15 protein-coding genes are annotated in these 17,227 nt (G+C 68.5%); 14 read left to right on the top strand and 1 reads right to left on the bottom strand.

Annotation, left to right across the window (positions count from 1 at the left end; all coding sequences use genetic code 11):
- Nucleotides 1–6 precede the first annotated feature (6 nt).
- From OY559_RS17635 to OY559_RS17570, 14 genes are all read left to right on the top strand, one after another.
- Nucleotides 7–1,086 carry a CmpA/NrtA family ABC transporter substrate-binding protein gene (locus OY559_RS17635; RefSeq protein WP_277727585.1) on the top strand — a complete coding sequence of 360 codons (1,080 nt, stop codon included), beginning with the start codon at nucleotides 7–9 and terminating at the stop codon, nucleotides 1,084–1,086.
- Nucleotides 1,087–1,504: 418 nt separating this feature from the next.
- Complete coding sequence (locus OY559_RS17630) at nucleotides 1,505–2,674, top strand: nitrate/nitrite transporter (RefSeq protein WP_277730048.1); 1,170 nt, start codon at nucleotides 1,505–1,507, stop codon at nucleotides 2,672–2,674.
- A gap of 47 nt (nucleotides 2,675–2,721) precedes the next feature.
- Nucleotides 2,722–5,142, top strand: coding sequence for a nitrite reductase large subunit NirB (nirB, locus tag OY559_RS17625; RefSeq protein WP_277730047.1), 2,421 nt, complete (start codon nucleotides 2,722–2,724; stop codon nucleotides 5,140–5,142).
- A gap of 13 nt (nucleotides 5,143–5,155) precedes the next feature.
- Entirely contained in the window at nucleotides 5,156–5,509 is a 354-nt protein-coding gene (gene nirD, locus OY559_RS17620) for a nitrite reductase small subunit NirD (RefSeq protein ID WP_277730046.1), read from the top strand.
- Entirely contained in the window at nucleotides 5,509–8,271 is a 2,763-nt protein-coding gene (locus OY559_RS17615) for a nitrate reductase (protein WP_277727584.1), read from the top strand. Before nirD ends, OY559_RS17615 begins: the two co-directional genes overlap by 1 nt.
- Before the next feature lie 64 nt (nucleotides 8,272–8,335).
- Nucleotides 8,336–9,085 carry a uroporphyrinogen-III C-methyltransferase gene (gene cobA / locus OY559_RS17610; protein ID WP_277730045.1) on the top strand — a complete coding sequence of 250 codons (750 nt, stop codon included), beginning with the start codon at nucleotides 8,336–8,338 and terminating at the stop codon, nucleotides 9,083–9,085.
- 121 nt (nucleotides 9,086–9,206) lie between these two features.
- On the top strand, nucleotides 9,207–10,451 hold the full coding sequence (gene glp / locus OY559_RS17605) for a molybdopterin molybdotransferase MoeA (RefSeq protein WP_277727583.1): 1,245 nt from the start codon (nucleotides 9,207–9,209) through the stop codon (nucleotides 10,449–10,451).
- Between the two features lie 56 nt (nucleotides 10,452–10,507).
- The gene (locus tag OY559_RS17600) at nucleotides 10,508–11,008 is read left to right on the top strand and encodes a molybdenum cofactor guanylyltransferase (protein ID WP_277727582.1); all 501 of its coding nucleotides are present in this window, start codon (nucleotides 10,508–10,510) and stop codon (nucleotides 11,006–11,008) included.
- Between the two features lie 35 nt (nucleotides 11,009–11,043).
- On the top strand, nucleotides 11,044–11,277 hold the full coding sequence (locus OY559_RS17595; RefSeq protein WP_343228733.1) for a periplasmic nitrate reductase, NapE protein: 234 nt from the start codon (nucleotides 11,044–11,046) through the stop codon (nucleotides 11,275–11,277).
- 21 nt (nucleotides 11,278–11,298) lie between these two features.
- Entirely contained in the window at nucleotides 11,299–11,793 is a 495-nt protein-coding gene (napF, locus tag OY559_RS17590; RefSeq protein WP_277727581.1) for a ferredoxin-type protein NapF, read from the top strand.
- On the top strand, nucleotides 11,790–12,107 hold the full coding sequence (locus tag OY559_RS17585) for a chaperone NapD (RefSeq protein ID WP_277727580.1): 318 nt from the start codon (nucleotides 11,790–11,792) through the stop codon (nucleotides 12,105–12,107). The genes napF and OY559_RS17585 overlap by 4 nt, the downstream gene beginning before the upstream one ends.
- Complete coding sequence (napA, locus tag OY559_RS17580) at nucleotides 12,104–14,596, top strand: periplasmic nitrate reductase subunit alpha (protein ID WP_277727579.1); 2,493 nt, start codon at nucleotides 12,104–12,106, stop codon at nucleotides 14,594–14,596. Before OY559_RS17585 ends, napA begins: the two co-directional genes overlap by 4 nt.
- A 10-nt stretch (nucleotides 14,597–14,606) precedes the next feature.
- On the top strand, nucleotides 14,607–15,164 hold the full coding sequence (locus OY559_RS17575; protein WP_277727578.1) for a nitrate reductase cytochrome c-type subunit: 558 nt from the start codon (nucleotides 14,607–14,609) through the stop codon (nucleotides 15,162–15,164).
- 3 nt (nucleotides 15,165–15,167) lie between these two features.
- The gene (locus OY559_RS17570; protein WP_277727577.1) at nucleotides 15,168–15,767 is read left to right on the top strand and encodes a NapC/NirT family cytochrome c; all 600 of its coding nucleotides are present in this window, start codon (nucleotides 15,168–15,170) and stop codon (nucleotides 15,765–15,767) included.
- Nucleotides 15,768–15,771: 4 nt separating this feature from the next.
- Here the strand turns inward: OY559_RS17570 and OY559_RS17565 are convergent, their stop codons facing one another.
- Nucleotides 15,772–17,196, bottom strand: coding sequence for a nicotinate phosphoribosyltransferase (locus tag OY559_RS17565; RefSeq protein ID WP_277727576.1), 1,425 nt, complete (start codon nucleotides 17,194–17,196; stop codon nucleotides 15,772–15,774).
- Between the last annotated feature and the right edge of the window lie 31 nt (nucleotides 17,197–17,227).

Raw genomic sequence — 17,227 nt, 5'->3', positions numbered from 1 at the left:
ACGACGATGACACCGACCACCGCCCCCGGGCACCGCACGCTCGACATCGGCTTCATGCCGCTGGTCGACAGCGCGCCGCTGATCGCCGCGTCGCGGCTGGGCCTGGACCACCGGCACGGGCTGCACCTGCGCCTGCACCGGCAGGCCTCGTGGGCCGCGATCCGCGACCGCTTGCTGTCGGGCGAATTCGATGCGGTGCACGCGATGGCGGCGATGGTCTATGGCGTGCAGACCGGCATCGGCGGACCGCGCGCCGACCTGGCCATCCTGATGGGCCTGAACCAGAACGGCCAGGCGATCACGCTGTCGCCGCCGCTGGCCGAGGCGGTCGCGGCCGGCCGTCCACTGGCGGATGCGGTGCGCGCGCTGTCGCGCAAGCCGGTATTCGCGCAGACGTTTCCCACCGGCACGCATGCGGTCTGGCTGTACTACTGGCTGGCCGCGCAGGGTGTCGATCCCGTGCACGGGATCGATGCGGTCACGCTGCCGCCGCCACAGATGCCGGATGCGTTGGCACGCGGCGAACTGGATGGCTTCTGCGCGGGCGAACCGTGGGGCGCGCAGGCCGAAGCCATCGGCGCGGGACGTCGCGTGATCCGCAGTGGACAGCTCTGGCCGGGGCACCCGGAGAAAGTGCTCGCGTGCCGGCGCGACGTCGCTGCGCTGCAGCCCGAGGTCGCGCTGGCCCTGACGACCACCGTGCTGGAAGCCTGCCGCTGGCTGGACGATCCCGCACACCATGCCGATGTCGTGGCGTGGCTGGCGGAGCCCGATGCCATCGGCCTGCCCGCCGACCGCATCGCGGCCTGCCTGCGGCCGCGCGACGGCGAACAACCCGGCGAAGGCTTGCGCTTCCACGCGGATGGAGACGCGAATTTCCCGTGGTTGTCCGATGGTCGTGGCTTCCTGCGGCAGTTCCGGCGCTGGGGCTGGTTGCCCGCGGCGCGCCATGCCGGCGACGACGACTGGCTGCACGACGTGCATCGCCTGGATACCTACCGCCAGGCGGCACGCGCGCTTGGCGTGACGGTACCCGCGCGCGACGAGCGCCATTGCGTGCTGTTCGACGGCACGCCCTGGGGCTGAGCCCCGACGCGTTTGTCGCGGCGCACGATCGCGGTGCGCCCTTGCACTTGCGGAGTGCGTCGCGCGCGTTCCCGGATCGATGGCCGGTGGCGTGTCCACGCGGATTTCAACGCTAACGGATTGAATTCTTTCGCCATTCGCGCCGCGACATCGCAAGCCACGGGATTGGCACGGCGCTTGCGTAGGTAATCCGCGTGGGCGCAACGGCGTGCCCATCACAACCCGATATCGCGGTAGGGCCAATGGCGGTCCGATCGCGTAGACAACGGCGTCTTTCCGGTGCGAACCGGAAGGCGCCTTTTTTTGTTCCCTCGCTGCAGTCGTCCACCTTGCCGCGGACGGTGTCCACCGTCCGCGTCCCCACCTGGAGATGGCGTGAATGAACCGATCGTTCTGGGAGGCCGGGCACACGCCCACGCTGTTGTCGGCCTTCCTCTACTTCGACCTGAGTTTCATGGTGTGGTACCTGCTGGGGCCGATGCAGGTGCAGATCGCCGAAGCACTGCAATTGGACACCCAGCAGCGCGCCTTGATGGTGGCGGTGCCGATCCTGTGCGGTGCGTTGCTGCGCCTGGTACTGGGCATCCTTGCGGACCGCATCGGCGCCAAGCGTACCGGCCTGCTGGCGCAGGCGCTGGTGATCGGCGCGTTGCTGTGTGCGTGGAAACTGGGCGTGCATGATTTCAGCCAGGTGTTGCTGCTCGGGATGATGCTGGGCGTCGCGGGCGCATCGTTCGCGGTCGCATTGCCGCTGGCATCGCGCTGGTATCCACCGGAACACCAGGGCACGGCGATGGGCATCGCCGGTGCAGGCAACTCGGGCACCGTGCTGGCGGCGCTGTTCGCGCCCGCGCTCGCCGCAGCATTCGGTTACCAGACCGTGTTCGGGTTGGCGTGCATTCCACTGGTGCTGACCCTGCTGGTGTTCGCCGCGTGCGCGAAGGAGGCGCCCGGCCGGGTGGTGCGCAAAGGATGGGCCGACTATGGCCGCGTGCTGGTCGGAAACCGCGATGCGTGGTGGTTCATGTTCTTCTACGCGATCACCTTCGGAGGCTTTGCCGGCTTCGCGAGCGCATTGCCCGGCTATTTCCACGACGAGTTCGGTTTCGATCCCAAGCTGGCCGGCTGGGCGACCGCGGCCTGCGTGCTTGCCGGGTCGGCGATGCGTCCGCTGGGAGGCGTGATCGCCGATCGCGTCGGCGGCACACGCACGTTGTTGGCGGTGTATCTGTCGGTGGCGCTGCTGGTCGCGGCGGCCGGCATCGGCATTGGCGGACCGCTGGGCGCGGTGAGCCTGTTCGTGCTGACGCTGCTGTGCCTGGGGGCGGGCAACGGGGCGGTGTTCCAACTGGTGCCGCAGCGCTTCGGTGCCGACATCGGCGTGATGACCGGCTTGATCGGCATGGCCGGTGGCGTCGGCGGTTTCCTGCTTGCCGCCGGCCTGGGCGTGCTGAAGCAGCAGACCGGCGGATACGGACTTGGCCTGTGGGGTTTCGCCTGCATCGCCCTGCTCGCATGGGGGCTGCTGCGCGGCGTCACCCGGCAGTGGCGCAACCAGTGGGCGGCGCTCGGCGCCGCGCGCGTCTGAGGAGCACGACGATGAAGAAGCCACGGTTGGTAGTGGTGGGCAACGGCATGGCCGGCATCCGCACGCTGGAAGAGCTGCTGAAGCTGGTGCCGGACATGTACGACATCACCGTGTTCGGCGCCGAACCGCATCCGAACTACAACCGCATCCTGCTGTCGCCGGTACTCGCGGGCGAGCAGGACTTCGACGACATCGTGCTCAATCCGCTGTCGTGGTATGCGGAACACGGCATCCGCCTGCACCTGGGCAAGGAAGTGGTGAAGATCGACCGCGTGCGCCGCTGCGTGATCGCGGCCGACGGCACGGAAGCCGAGTACGACCGCCTGCTGCTCGCGACCGGCTCGCTGCCTTTCATCCTTCCGGTCCCGGGCAAGGAGCTGAAGGGCGTGATCGGTTATCGCGACATCCACGATACGCAGACGATGATCGACACCGCGAAGGTGAAGCGGCATGCGGTGGTGATCGGTGGCGGCCTGCTGGGGCTGGAGGCCGCCAATGGACTGAAGTTGCGCGGCATGGACGTGACCGTGGTGCACCTGGCCGGCTGGCTGCTGGAACGCCAGCTCGATCCGGTGGCGGGGGCATTGCTGGAGACCTCGCTCAAGGCGCGCGGCCTGCAGTTCCGCCTGGACACGTCGACCAGCGCGCTGATCGGGAATGCCGACGGCGAGGTCTCCGCCGTGCGCTTTTCCGACGGCGAGGAGATTCCCGCCGACCTCGTGGTGATGGCGGCCGGCATCCGGCCCAACACGGCGCTGGCACAGGCGGCGGGCATCCATTGCAATCGCGGCATCGTGGTGAACGACACGTTGCAGACGTTCGATCCGCGCGTGTACGCGGTAGGCGAGTGCGCCAGCCATCGCGGCATTGCCTACGGTCTGGTCGCGCCGCTGTTCGAGCAGGCCAAGATCTGCGCCAACCACCTGGCCACCTACGGCATCGGCATCTACAAGGGCTCGGCGGTGTCGACCAAGCTCAAGGTCACCGGCATCGACCTGTTCTCGGCCGGCGATTTCATGGGCGGCGAGGGCACCGAGGAGATCGTGCTGTCCGATCCGGCGGGTGGCCTGTACAAGCGGCTGGTGATCCGCGACGACAGGCTGGTGGGCGCGTGCCTGTACGGCGACACGGGCGACGGCGGCTGGTACTTCAAGCTGATCAAGGACGGCGCCGGCATCGATGATCGCCGCGACCAGCTGGTGTTCGGCGAGAAGGCGCTGGGCGACGCCGGTACCGCGGGCCAGGATCGCGCGGCCAGCATGGCCGACAGCGACGAGGTGTGCGGATGCAACGGCGTATGCAAGGGCGCCATCGTCAAGGCGGTGCGCGCGCAGGGCCTGTTCACTGTCGACGAAGTGAAGAAGCACACCAAGGCGGCCAGCTCCTGCGGGTCCTGTACGGGGCTGGTGGAGCAGATCCTGATGAACTGCCTGGGCTCCAACTTCCAGGAAACGCCGAAGACCAAGGCCGTCTGCGTGTGCACCGATCTGAGCCATGGCGAGGTGCGCCAGGCGATCCGCGAGCACCGGCTGGTGACGCACGCGCAGGCCTACGCGTTCATGGGCTGGCGTTCGCCGAATGGCTGCGCCACCTGCCGGCCCGCGATCAACTACTACATGCTGTCGACATGGCCGCGCGAAGCGGTGGACGACCCGCAGAGCCGTTTCATCAACGAGCGCGCGCACGCCAACATCCAGAAGGACGGCACCTTCTCGGTGATCCCGCAGATGAAAGGCGGCGTGACCAACGCCTCCGAGTTGCGGCGCATCGCCGACGTCGCCGACAAATACGCGGTGCCGATGCTCAAGGTGACCGGCGGCCAGCGCATCGACCTGCTGGGTGTGAAGAAGGAGGACCTGGTCGAGGTGTGGCGCGACCTCGGCATGAAATCCGGGCACGCCTACGGCAAGTCGATACGCACGGTGAAGACCTGCGTGGGCAGCGAGTTCTGCCGCTTCGGCACGCAGAACAGCACCCAGATGGGCATCGACCTGGAAACGATGCTGGCCAACATGTGGAGCCCGCACAAGGTGAAACTGGCGGTGTCCGGCTGTCCGCGCAACTGCGCCGAATCGGGCATCAAGGACGTGGGCATCATCGCGGTGGACTCGGGTTGGGAGATCCACGTGGGCGGCAACGGCGGCATCAAGACCGAGGTCGCCCGTTTCCTGGTGAAGGTAAGGACCGCGGATGAAGTGAAGGAGTACACGGGCGCCTTCCTGCAGCTGTACCGCGAACAGGCCTACTACCTCGACCGTACCGTGCACTACCTCGACCGCGTGGGGCTGGACTACGTGAAGCAGCAGGTCGTGGACGATGCGGACAACCGCCGCGCCCTGTTCGAGCGCCTGCTGTTCTCGCTCGAAGGACTGCCGGATCCGTGGGCCGCACGCATCGCCGGCACGCAGGCGCGCGAGTACGCACCGCTGCGGCTGGATCGCCAGATCCCCGCCACGGTGGAGGACTGACATGGGCGTGATCATGTCGTGGGTCGAGGTGTGCGCGCTGGATGACATCCCGTTGCTGGGCGCGCGCGTGCTGGTGCGCGCAGGGCAGGACGACATCGCGCTGTTCCGCCCCGCCGGAGATCGCGTGTTCGCGCTCGCCGACCGCTGCCCGCACAAGGGCGGGCCGTTGTCGCAGGGCATCGTGGCCGGCGACAGCGTGACCTGTCCGTTGCATGCATGGCAGATCGCGCTGGACAGCGGTCAGGCGTGCGCCCCCGATGTGGGATGCGTACGTCGTTTCGATGTGGAAGTGCGCGACGGCATGGTCTGGCTGTGCCTGGCGGCAGCGCTGGATGCCCCGGCCGCCACGGCGGAGGCGCTGGCCTGATGGACGGCGCCGGCACAGTCAGTGCGCGCCGGACGACGCGTTCGACCTGCTGCTACTGCGGCGTCGGCTGCGGTGTGCTGATCCAGACGGAACAGGATGCCGATGGCACGCGGATCGTCGGCGTGGAAGGCGATCCTGCACATCCGGCCAACCGGGGCCGCCTGTGCAGCAAGGGCCTCGCGCTGGCCGACAGCGCACGCAGCCTGCAGGGGCGCGCACGGGTGCCGGAGTTGCGCCATCGCCGCGGCGAGGAGCGCCGTCCGGTCGACTGGGGCCTGGCGCTGGACACGGTCGCCGACCGGCTGGCCGACATCATCGCGCGGCAGGGGCCGGACAGCGTGGCGTTCTACTTGTCGGGCCAGCTGCTGACCGAGGACTACTACGTCTTCAACAAGCTGGCGAAGGGGCTCATCGGCACCAACAACATCGACACCAATTCTCGCCTGTGCATGTCCAGCGCGGTGACGGCCTACAAGCTCGCGTTCGGTGCCGACGGTCCGCCCACCTGCTACGACGATCTGGAGGCGGCGAAGACCGTACTGTTCGCAGGCAGCAATACGGCGTACGCGCATCCGGTGCTGTACCGGCGGTTGGAGGACGCGCGTGCGAACGATCCCGATGTGCGCTGGATCGTGGTGGACCCGCGCCGCACCGACACCGCCGCGATGGCCGACCTGCACCTGGCGATCCAGCCCGGCACGGACGTGGCGCTGTTCAACGGCATGCTGCACCACCTGGTGTGGGAGGGCTGCATCGATGCGGACTTCATCGACACGCATACCGCGGGCTTCACCGATCTCAAACAGATGCTGCGCGACTACACGCCGCGGATGTCGGCGGATATCTGCGGTATTCCGGCGGCCGATCTCGTGACCGCGGCGGAGTGGTTCGGTCGCAGTCCGGCAGCGCTGTCGCTCTACTGCATGGGCCTGAACCAGTCGGTCCACGGCACCGACAAGAATCTCGCGCTGATCCACCTGCACCTGGCGACGCGGCAGCTTGGACGACCCGGTGCGGGTCCGTTCTCGCTGACCGGCCAGCCCAATGCGATGGGCGGGCGTGAAGTCGGCGGCATGGCCACGATGCTGGCGGCACACCGCGAGATCGCCAGTGGCGAAGACCGTGCGGAGCTGGAGGCGCTGTGGCGATTGCCTGCCGGTCACCTGTCCGCGCAGCCGGGGCTCGCGGCGGTGGAGTTGTTCGAGGGTCTGCGCAGCGGGAAGGTCAAGGCGGTGTGGATCGCCTGCACCAACCCCGTGCATTCGATGCCCGACATCGGCCGCATTCGCGAGGCGCTGCAGCGTGCCGAGTACGTGATCGTGCAGGACGCCTTCCGCGACACGGACACCGCGCCCTTCGCTGACGTGCTGCTGCCGGCGGCGACCTGGGGTGAGAAGGACGGCACGGTGACCAACTCCGAACGTCGCGTCACGCGCGTGCGCGCCGCAGTGCCGCCACCGGCGCAGGCGAAGCCGGACTTCTGGATAGCACGCGAAGTGGCCCGCCGGCTGGAGGCAAGGCTGGCGATACCGGGGGCGCCGGCACTGTTCGATTTCGACGATGCCGGTGCCGCGTTCGACGAGCACCGCCGCCTCACCGCAGGGCGTGACCTCGACATGAGCGGCCTGGACCATGCGCGGCTGGATGCCGACGGGCCGCAGCAGTGGCCGTTCCCCGTCGACGCGTCGCAGGGACAGGCACGCCGCTACGAAGACGGACGCTTCGCCACGCCGGACGGACGTGCGCGCTTCCACACCACGCCGTACAAGCCGGTCGCCGAACCGACGTCCTCGCGTTTCCCGCTGCGCCTGCTGACCGGCCGCCTGCGCGACCAGTGGCATGGCATGTCGCGAACGGGACGCGTGCCGGCGCTGTTCGCGCATGCGCCGGAGCCGGGCCTGCGCATGCATCCGGAGGACGCGGCGCGGCGCGGCCTGAAAGCGGGCGAGCTGGTGCGCATGGCCAGCAAGCGCGGCGAGCTGGTGTTGCCGCTGGAACTGTCCGACGAAGTGGGCTCGGGCACGGTGTTCGCGGCGATGCACTGGAATGGGCAGTTCCTGTCCAGCGGCGGCATCAACGAGGTGAGCCTGCCTGCCGTCGATGCGCGTTCGCAGCAGCCGGAACTCAAGCATGCGGCGGTGCGCGTGGAGCGTGCGGAATTCGGCTGGCACCTGCTCGCCGCGCGCCGCGGCGATGCGCTGGCGATGCGCGCCGCCGTGCAGCCCTTGCTCACTCAATGCGGCTACGCCGCGCTCAGCCTGCAGGCAGAGGCCGGCGCACTCGATGGTGTCGCTTGGCTGGTGGTGCGCGCGGCGTCCGCGTCCGCGTTTCCGGAGCCATGGCTGGCGGCGCTGGCGTCGGCCCTGGCACTGGTCCCCGGCGCAGACACGCTGGAGTACCGCGATGCGCGCCGTGGTCTGTCGCGCCGCGTCGCGTGGCGGGGGCTGGCGCAGGAGAGCTTCATCGACGGCCTGCAGTGGATCGACACGCAACCGTCCTCGCAGGCGGCGTCGCTGCTGGCCACGGCGGTCGCGGGCCAGGCGTGGCACGCGTCCCGGCTGTCCGCGTTCGCCGGCACCACGCTGGGCGCACGCGACCCCATCGTCTGCGTCTGCCGGCAAGTGGGCGAATCCGCCATCCGCGCGCGGGTGGCGGCCGGTGCGGATGTCGCGGACCTCAAGCACGAACTCGGGTGCGGAACCGTGTGCGGTTCCTGCCTGCCGCAACTCCATCGCCTTGCCGCCGTGCCGGCACGCGCGTGACATCAACCATTTACAGAGGATGCCGATGCACAACGACTCCCTTCGCATGCGCCAACCGGCCGACGTGGTGCTGCTGTCGGCCGGTCCGGGCGACCTGGACCTGCTGACCCTCAAGGCGGTCAAGGCGCTCGCGGCCGCAGACGTGCTGCTGCTGGACGAACTTGTCGACCCGCAGATCGTCACGCTCGCGCCGTACGCGCGCGTGGTGCGCGTGGGCAAGCGGGCCGGATGCCGTTCCACGCCGCAGGCCTTCATTTGCCGGCTGATGCGCCGCTACGCATTGCAGGGCTTGAATGTGGTGCGCGTGAAGGGCGGCGATGCCTTGATGTTCGGGCGCGCGGGGGAAGAGATCGCATTCCTGCGCGCGGCGGGCGTGCACGTGCGCATCGTCAACGGCGTCAGTGCGGCCTTCGCGGCGGCGGCGACGCTGGGCGTGTCGCTGACCCACCGGGAGCATTGCCACGGCGTCACCTTCGTCACCGCGCACACGCATGACCATGGCGAGCCGGACTGGGCGGCGCTGGCGCGCAGCGGCACCACCCTGGCCATCTACATGGGCATGTCGCGGCTCGCATCGTTGGCGGCGGGGCTGCTGCCGCACCTGCGCGCGGACACGCCCGTCGCCATCGTGCAGGGCGCCAGCCGCGGGGACGAACGGCGCGAACTGACCACGTTGCAGGCCCTGCGTGATGCGCCGCCGGTGTTCGACGCACGGCAGCCCGGCGTGGTCCTGGTGGGGTCCGCACTGGCGGAGGCATTGCACGTCGTCGGGCACGTGCCGCTTGCCGCCGGGGCGGTGGCGGCCTGCGGCTGAGCGCGGCATGCGCGTGCGGCCGCGATTGGCAATCGCGGTGCCCGCGCACTAGGCTGTCGACGATCCGCCGTCGGCCTTCAGGGAGCGGCCGACGATGTCGCGGCACGGACCGGGAGGCGCAGTGATCGGATACCACGAAGCGTTGGCGCGGGTGCTGGAGGGCGCGCGCCTGCTCGCCGTGCAGCAGGTCGCGCTCGCCGCAGCGACAGGTCGCGTGCTGGGCCGTGACGTGGTGAGCGGCAGCGCATTGCCGCCGTTCGACAATGCGGCGATGGACGGCGTCGCGCTTGCATCGGGCGGACAGCCACAAGCCATCGGCAGCGAGTGGGAGATCGCGGCCCGCATCGGTGCGGGCGACATGCCGCGGGACGATGCGGCATACGCGTGGGAGATCATGACCGGCGCGCCGCTTCCCGCGCGCGCGGACATCGTGGTGCCGGTGGAGCGCATCGAGGCGCTCGCCATGCGGGACGCAGGGGCACCGCGCATCCGGCTGCTGGCGCAGGCCGAGCCGGGCGCGAACATCCGGCGCCGGGGCGAAGACGTGCCGGCGGGATGCGTGGTGCTGGAACAGGGCACGCTTGTCGGCGACCCACAGATGTTGCTGCTCGCCGGGCTCGGTATCGATCGGGTCGAGGTGGCGCGCCGCCCGCGCGTAGCCGTGCTGGCGACTGGCCGCGAACTGGTGGCGCCGGGCCAGCCGTTGCCGCCGGGCGGCGTCCATGACGCGACCTCGCCGTATCTCGCCGCCGCCCTGGCGACCGCGGGTGCGGAAGCCGTCCGCGTCTTGCGCGTCGGCGACGAGGTGGCGGATTTCCAGACTGCGCTCGATACGGCGCTCGCGGACGGCGTCGATCTGGTGCTGAGCACCGGCGCGGTATCCAGGGGCCATTACGACTTCATTCCGTGCGCACTGGATGCGCGCGGCGCGGAGCGGATTTTCCACCGCGTGGCGTTGCGCCCCGGCAAGCCCGTGTTGTGTGCGCGGTTGCGCGAGGGGCCGCTGTTCGTCGGCCTGCCGGGCAATCCGCTGTCGACGGCGGTGGGTTTCCGCTTCCTGGTCGAGCCGCTGCTGCGCGCATGGCTGGGCATGTCCGGGGAACAGGAATGCCGGTTGCCGCTCGCCGCCGCATGCAGCAAGCGTGCCGGGCTGCATGCCGCTTTCCATGCCACGCTGCGCTGCGACGGGGAAGGGTGCATGCGCGTGCATGCCGGCGCGGAGCAGGCCTCGTTCCGCCTGCTGCCTTTCTCGCGATCTTCCGCATGGATCACCCTGCCTGCCGAAGCGGAGCACGTCGACGCTGGCACGCTCGTGCAGGTGCATGGCTACAGCCATCTGCGGCCCCAGCCGTGGGCCCCGGCGTGAATCGGCCGTTGCCCGCGTGGCGCGCGGTTCTCCTTGCGGGTGGGCGATCGTCGCGGATGGGCACGGACAAGGCACTGCTGCCCTGGGGCGACGGCACGTTGCTGACGCACATGCCTGCGTTGCTGCGGGCGGCGGGGGCACGCGAGGTGATCGTCAGCGGCGATCGTCCCGGCTTCGACAGCGTGCCGGACGCGCAGCCCGATACCGGTCCGATGGGTGCGCTTGCACAACTCGCCCCACGCCTGCGGGATGGCGCGTGGATCGTGGTTCCGGTGGACATGCCGTTGCTGTCCATCGAACTGTTGCACGCATTGCTCGCGACCGATGCTGCATGCACGTGCGTGGAAGGCCATGCCTTGCCGATGGCGCTGCGCCTGGATGCCGACGTGCGCGCCACGCTGGAGCAGATCGGCGACCTCACGGGACGTGCGTGCTCGCTGCGAGCGCTGCAGCAGCGATTGCACACCGTCCATCTGCCGTCATCGCCATGGAAGCAGGTGCTGCGCAACTGCAACACACCGGAAGACTGGGCCGCGCTGCAGCATCCGACTTCCTGAGCTTCACCATCCGATGACCGGGGCGGGCCCGCTGCATGAATGTGATAGCCTGCGGCCGCAGCATCGTCGCACCAGTACCCACCTGCAAGGTAGGCAACATGGAGCAGAGCGAAGGATCAGCCGTTGCGAGCAAGCAGCAGGAGCGCACCGCGTTCCTGTTGCTGACGGTGGTCATCTTCCCGTTGATGGCCGTACTGATCGTGGCGGGGTACGGCTTCCTCGTGTGGATGTGGCAGCTGCTGTTCGCCGGTCCGCCGACGGGACCCTGAGCGATGGACGATGTCCGCTCGATGTCGCGTCGTGCCCTGCTGTTCGGTCGCGCGGCGACAGTACCGGCATCCGTCGTCTTCCGTCCGCCCTGGGCCAGGCCCGAGGCTGAATTCACGCACGCCTGCACGCAGTGCGATGCCTGCGTGCGCCAGTGCCCGCAGCAGGTGCTGGTGCGCTGCGCGGACGGCTTGCCGCGTTTCGACGCGACGGCGGGCGAATGCACGTTCTGCGGCGAATGCGTCGCCGCCTGCGACAGCGACGCGTTCGCTCCTTCCCTCGATCCCCCGTGGACCATCGTTGCCCAGGTTGCGGATCGCTGTCTGTCGGCGCACGGCGTGGTGTGCGCCAGTTGTCGCGACGTGTGTCCCGCCTCCGCCATCCACGTGCCGCCCGCAGCACGGGGTGCGGCCCTCGTCGACGCGGAGCGCTGCACAGGCTGCGGTGCCTGCGTCGGCACGTGCCCCGTGGATGCCATCACCCTGCAGCACGCACCGGCCACGGAGGCCATCGCATGAGCCCGCCAGGCACTGAAGCCGAAGTCCACATCGCCAGCTTCGTGGTCCAGCACCGCGACAGTGCATCCACTGCGCTCGCCGCGATGATCGACACGCACGACGATCTCGAACTCGCACTGGCCGGCGATACGCGCAGCGTGGTGATCTGCGAATCCGCAGACCGCCATGCGGTGATGGAGCGCGTGGACCAGCTGCAGTCGGTGCCGGGGGTGTTGAACGTGCTGCTGGTCTACCACCATGCCGAGCCTGCGCGTGCGCTCGATGAGCCCCTTCCCAGCCTCTCCATCCTGTCCCCGACCGGAGCCACGCCATGAGCACACGCCGCGAGTTCATCCGCCACAGCGCGCTGGCCACGGCCGCGGCGGCGGCCGGGCTGCCGCTTGCCGGGAGCGGCAGCAATGTGGTCACCGAAGGCGACCGGACAACACTGAAGTGGGACAAGGCGCCGTGCCGCTACTGCGGCACGGGCTGCGGGGTGAATGTCGCCGTGAAGGAAGGGCGCGTGGTGGCCACGCACGGCGACGTGCATGCGGAAGTCAACCGCGGCATCAACTGCGTGAAGGGCTACTTCCTGTCCAAGATCCTGTACGGCGCCGACCGCCTGACCCAGCCGCTGCTGCGCAAGAAGAACGGCGCGTACGCCAAGGATGGCGATTTCACCGCGGTGAGCTGGGACGAGGCCTTCGACGTGATGGCCGCACAGTTCAAGCGCGTGCTCAAGGAGAAGGGCAGCGACGCGATCGGCATGTTCGGCTCGGGCCAGTGGACGATCTTCGAGGGCTACGCCGCCAACAAGCTGATGAAGGCCGGCTTCCGCAGCAACCACATCGACCCGAACGCGCGCCATTGCATGGCGTCGGCGGTGGCGGGGTTCATGCGCACCTTCGGCATGGACGAGCCGATGGGCTGCTACGACGACATCGAGGCCGCCGATGCGTTCGTGCTGTGGGGCTCCAACATGGCCGAGATGCATCCGATCCTGTGGACCCGGGTGACCGACCGGCGGCTGTCGCACCCGCACGTGAAAGTGGTGGTGATGTCCACCTTCGAGCACCGCAGCTTCGAGCTGGCCGACATCCCGATCATCTTCAAGCCGCAGACCGACCTGGTCATCCTCAACTACATCGCCAACCACATCATCCGCACCGGCAAGGTCAACCAGGCCTTCGTCGACAGGCACACCACGTTCAAGCGCGGCAACGACGACATCGGCTACGGCCTGCGCCCGGAACACCCGCTGGAGGTCAAGGCGAAGAATGCCAAGGACCCGAACGGCGGGCAGCCGATCAGTTTCGAGGAGTTCGCCGCCTTCGTGGCGCCGTACACGCTGGAGAAAGCCGTCGAAATGACCGGCGCGGAGCGTGGCTGGCTGGAACAGCTGGCCGAGCTGTACGCGGATCCGAAGACCAAGGTGATGTCGTTCTGGACCATGGGCTTCAACCAGCACACGCGCGGCGTGTGGGCCAACAACATGGTCTACAACATCCACCTGCTGACCGGGAAGATCGCCACCCCGGGCAACAGCCCCTTCTCGCTCACCGGGCAGCCGTCAGCCTGCGGCACGGCGCGTGAAGTGGGCACCTTCAGCCATCGCCTGCCGGCCGACATGGTGGTGACGAACCCTGAGCACCGGAAGCATGCCGAGGAGATCTGGAAGCTCCCGCACGGTACCGTCAATCCGAAGGTCGGCTACCACGCGGTCGAGCAGAACCGCGCGCTGAAGGACGGCAAGCTCAATGCGTACTGGGTGATGGTGAACAACAACATGCAGGCCGCCGCGAACCTGCGCGAGGAGACCTGGCCGGGTTACCGCAATCCGGACAACTTCATCGTCGTGTCGGACGCATACCCCACCGTCACCGCACAGGCGGCGGACCTGATCCTGCCGGCGGCGATGTGGGTGGAGAAGGAGGGCGCCTATGGCAACGCCGAGCGGCGCACCCAGTTCTGGCATCAGCTGGTGAAGGCGCCCGGCGAGGCGCGCTCGGATCTGTGGCAGCTGATGGAGTTCTCCAGGCGCTTCACCACCGACGAGTGCTGGCCGGCCGAACTGCTGGCGGCCAACCCGCAGTACAAGGGCAAGACGCTGTTCGATGTGCTGTACCGCAACGGCAACGTGGACAGGTTTCCCACGAGCGACATCGAAGCAGGTTACACCAACGACGAATCCGCGCTGTTCGGCTTCTATGTCCACAAGGGTCTGTTCGAGGAATACGCCGCGTTCGGCCGCGGCCACGGCCACGACCTGGCGCCGTTCGACGACTACCACAAGGCGCGCGGCCTGCGCTGGCCGGTGGTGAAGGGCCAGGAGACGCGGTGGCGCTATCGCGAGGGCGCCGATCCGTACGTCAAGCCGGGCAAGGGCTTCGAGTTCTACGGCAACAAGGACGGCAGGGCGGTGATCTGGGCGCTGCCGTACGAGCCGGCCGCCGAATCGCCGGATGACGAGTTCGACCTGTGGCTGGTCACTGGCCGCGTGCTGGAGCACTGGCATTCGGGGTCGATGACGATGCGCGTGCCGGAGTTGTACAAGGCGTTTCCGGCGGCGGTGGTGTTCATGAACCCGGACGATGCGAAGGCGCGCGGGCTCAAGCGCGGCGACGAGATCATCGTGGCGTCGCGGCGTGGCGAGATGCGCTCGCGCGTGGAGACGCGCGGCCGCAACCGGATGCCGCGCGGGCTGGTGTTCGTGCCTTGGTTCGATGCCGGCCAGCTGATCAACAAGGTCACGCTGGACGCGACCGATCCGATTTCCAAGCAGACCGACTACAAGAAGTGCGCCGTCAAAGTCGTGGCCGCCTAGGAGAACGCCCGTGCAGAACAAGCATCTCTGGATCGCGGTGGGGCTGACCGTCGCCCTGATGGCGCTGGTCTTCGTGGCGGGATGGATGACAGGTCGCCCGGACGGGCACGAAGCCCCGGTGGTGGCGGTGTCCACACCCGTGGACGCGCGCGCGGTCTTCGTGCCCGGCGCGGGCCAGATCGATGCCCTCCGGCGCGGCGTGCCGGTGGACAAGGAGGGCCATCCCCCGCCGATGGCGCACGTGGAGAACGCCGACCTGAGGCGTGCACGCGCCTACCCGATGCAGCCGCCGACCATCCCGCATGCGATCGACGGCTACCAGGTCGACAGGAACAGCAACCGCTGCATGCTGTGCCATGCCCGCGCCAACGCGGCCACCTTCCAGGCGCCGCCGGTCAGCGTGACGCACTACATGGACCGCGACGACCAGTTCCTGGCGACCATCTCGCCGCGCCGCTACTTCTGCAACCAGTGCCACGTGGTGCAGACCGACGCGCCGGTGCTGGTCGCGAACCAGTTCCGCGATATCGACAGCGTGCTGTCATCGCCCCCGGCCGCGGAGGAGTAGCCCATGTGGTCACGGACCAAGCAGCGGGTGCTGGGCCTGTGGCGCACGTTGCGCCTGCCCAGCCGCCATTACAGCCTGGGTTTCCTGACGGTGGCCGGGTTCCTGGCGGGCATCATGTTCTGGGGTGGTTTCAACACCGCGCTGGAAGCGACCAACACCGAAGCGTTCTGCACCAGCTGCCACGAGATGCGGGACAACGTCTTCGAGGAGCTGAAGACCACCATCCACTACACCAACCGCTCGGGCGTGCGCGCCACCTGCCCCGATTGCCACGTGCCGCACAATTGGACCGACAAGATCGCGCGCAAGATGCAGGCATCGAAGGAGGTCTGGGGCAAGCTCTTCGGCACCATCAACACGCGCGAGAAATTCCTGGACGAGCGCCTGATCCTGGCCACGCACGAGTGGAACAGGCTGAAGGCGAACGATTCTCTGGAGTGCCGCAACTGCCACGACTACGATTCGATGGACCTCACCCGCCAGGGCTCGCGCGCGGCGCAGGTGCACAAGCTGTGGCTCGGCACCGGCAAGAAGACCTGCATCGACTGCCACAAGGGCGTCGCGCACCACCTGCCCGACATGACGGGCGTGCCGCAAGGGTGAGGGCCTACAGCCGCGCGGCTTCGGCGCGGGCGCGGATCTCGGCGAAGGTCCAGTCGCGCAGCAGGCGGCCGTCTTCCCACACGGTGACCATGGCGTCGTCGTAACCGGCGGGCTTCTCCACGTCGTCGAGCGATGCGGCGGCCGGTGGCACGGGCACGGTACGGAAGCCGCCGTACTCGCGGTGCCGCAGCAGCGTCATCCGGCCACGCTTGCTCTGCTTGCCCTTGTCGGTGACGGGATCCTTGTAGACGTCGATCCACTCGCCGTCGACGCGCGCGGCGGAACACTTCAGCGCGAACTTCTGCGTGTCGCGGTCGAGACGCTGCAGCAATGCGCCCCCCATGCCGAAGGCCAGGTTGTCGGTGGCGTAGCCGGCACTGGTGATGCGTTCCAGGATGGCGCGCAGGCTGGTGGGGTTGATGCCGTCGCCCTGGATCACGCGCACATGGTTGAGCACCCGGTAGCCCTTGCCATTGACCGTGTGGCCGAAGGCGTCGTCCAGCAGTTCCAGGCACTGGTGCACCACCGCGACCGGGTCGCCGGAATCGGGGCGGATCACCACCGTCGCGCCCGATGCGATCACCTCCTGCCGCAACGTGGTACCCCAGTGTTCCCTGATGGCATGGAAGATGTCGTAGCTGTCCGACACCACCGCGACGATCGCGCCGGGCTTCGCGAACTGCCGCAGCATGTTGCGGTAGGCATCCACCTCGTGTTCGCGGCCCCAGCTGGTGATCGTGCTGTGTTCGGCCGCCGGGATCGAGAAGCCGGCCATCGGTTCGTGGTAATGCGCCTTCGCCAGCAGCAGGCCCGACACGGTGTCGGTACCGAGGAAGTTGACCAGGTGCGCCGCGCCGCCGAGGGCGGCGGACTCGACGCTGGAGACGCCGCGGCTGCCGAAGTCGTGCAGCTTGAAAGGCAGCTGGCCGGCCGGATCGACGCTGGTGCGTTCGAGGAACTGCCGGATCGTCTGCTTGGCGTGCCAGCTGATGGTGGCCACGGTGATCGGGTACCAGATCCGCAGCAGCATCGTCTCGACGTACGACGGAACCCAGAATGCGTGCGGATCCGTGGATTCGATCGTCATCAGCGCCTGGTGCGTGGGCACCACCGTGCCTTCGGGCACCGCGCGGATGCGGAGGGGCAGGTGGCCGCCATGGCGGTCCACGATGTCGCGCCAGCCGGCCTCGTTGAACGGCTCGCCGTGCGCGGCGAAGACATCGCGTGCCTCGTCCACGTCGGCATGGGTGACGGGACGCGCGAGGTATTCCTTCAGGATCGCCTGCAAGCCGAAGAACACCGTGCGGTCGTGGATGCCGCCGCGCGATTCCACATAGAAGAACGTGGCGTCGGTGCCTGGCGGGTACTGCAGCCAGTGGCTGGCCTTGTAGCTGTCGGTGTTGAGCAGGAGGTTGCTCAGGCATCGCATGGCAGGGGTTCCGCGACCGTGGGGTGCACAG

The sequence above is a fragment of the Pseudoxanthomonas sp. SE1 genome (assembly GCF_029542205.1).
Lineage (GTDB): Bacteria > Pseudomonadota > Gammaproteobacteria > Xanthomonadales > Xanthomonadaceae > Pseudoxanthomonas_A.
Note: the sequence above shows the minus strand (reverse complement) of the source record. Positions and strands in the feature narration are given on the sequence as shown.

What these genes read in the sequence shown, in the direction of transcription:
- OY559_RS17565 (WP_277727576.1), bottom strand. Translation starts at nt 17,196, where the DNA reads ATGCGATGCCTGAGCAACCTCCTGCTCAACACCGACAGCTACAAGGCC.
- OY559_RS17600 (WP_277727582.1), top strand. Translation starts at nt 10,508, where the DNA reads ATGGGCACGGACAAGGCACTGCTGCCCTGGGGCGACGGCACGTTGCTG.
- OY559_RS17595 (WP_343228733.1), top strand. Translation starts at nt 11,044, where the DNA reads ATGAATGTGATAGCCTGCGGCCGCAGCATCGTCGCACCAGTACCCACC.
- napF (WP_277727581.1), top strand. Translation starts at nt 11,299, where the DNA reads ATGTCGCGTCGTGCCCTGCTGTTCGGTCGCGCGGCGACAGTACCGGCA.
- OY559_RS17570 (WP_277727577.1), top strand. Translation starts at nt 15,168, where the DNA reads ATGTGGTCACGGACCAAGCAGCGGGTGCTGGGCCTGTGGCGCACGTTG.
- nirD (WP_277730046.1), top strand. Translation starts at nt 5,156, where the DNA reads ATGTCGTGGGTCGAGGTGTGCGCGCTGGATGACATCCCGTTGCTGGGC.
- nirB (WP_277730047.1), top strand. Translation starts at nt 2,722, where the DNA reads ATGGCCGGCATCCGCACGCTGGAAGAGCTGCTGAAGCTGGTGCCGGAC.
- OY559_RS17615 (WP_277727584.1), top strand. Translation starts at nt 5,509, where the DNA reads ATGGACGGCGCCGGCACAGTCAGTGCGCGCCGGACGACGCGTTCGACC.
- OY559_RS17585 (WP_277727580.1), top strand. Translation starts at nt 11,790, where the DNA reads ATGAGCCCGCCAGGCACTGAAGCCGAAGTCCACATCGCCAGCTTCGTG.
- napA (WP_277727579.1), top strand. Translation starts at nt 12,104, where the DNA reads ATGAGCACACGCCGCGAGTTCATCCGCCACAGCGCGCTGGCCACGGCC.
- OY559_RS17635 (WP_277727585.1), top strand. Translation starts at nt 7, where the DNA reads ATGACACCGACCACCGCCCCCGGGCACCGCACGCTCGACATCGGCTTC.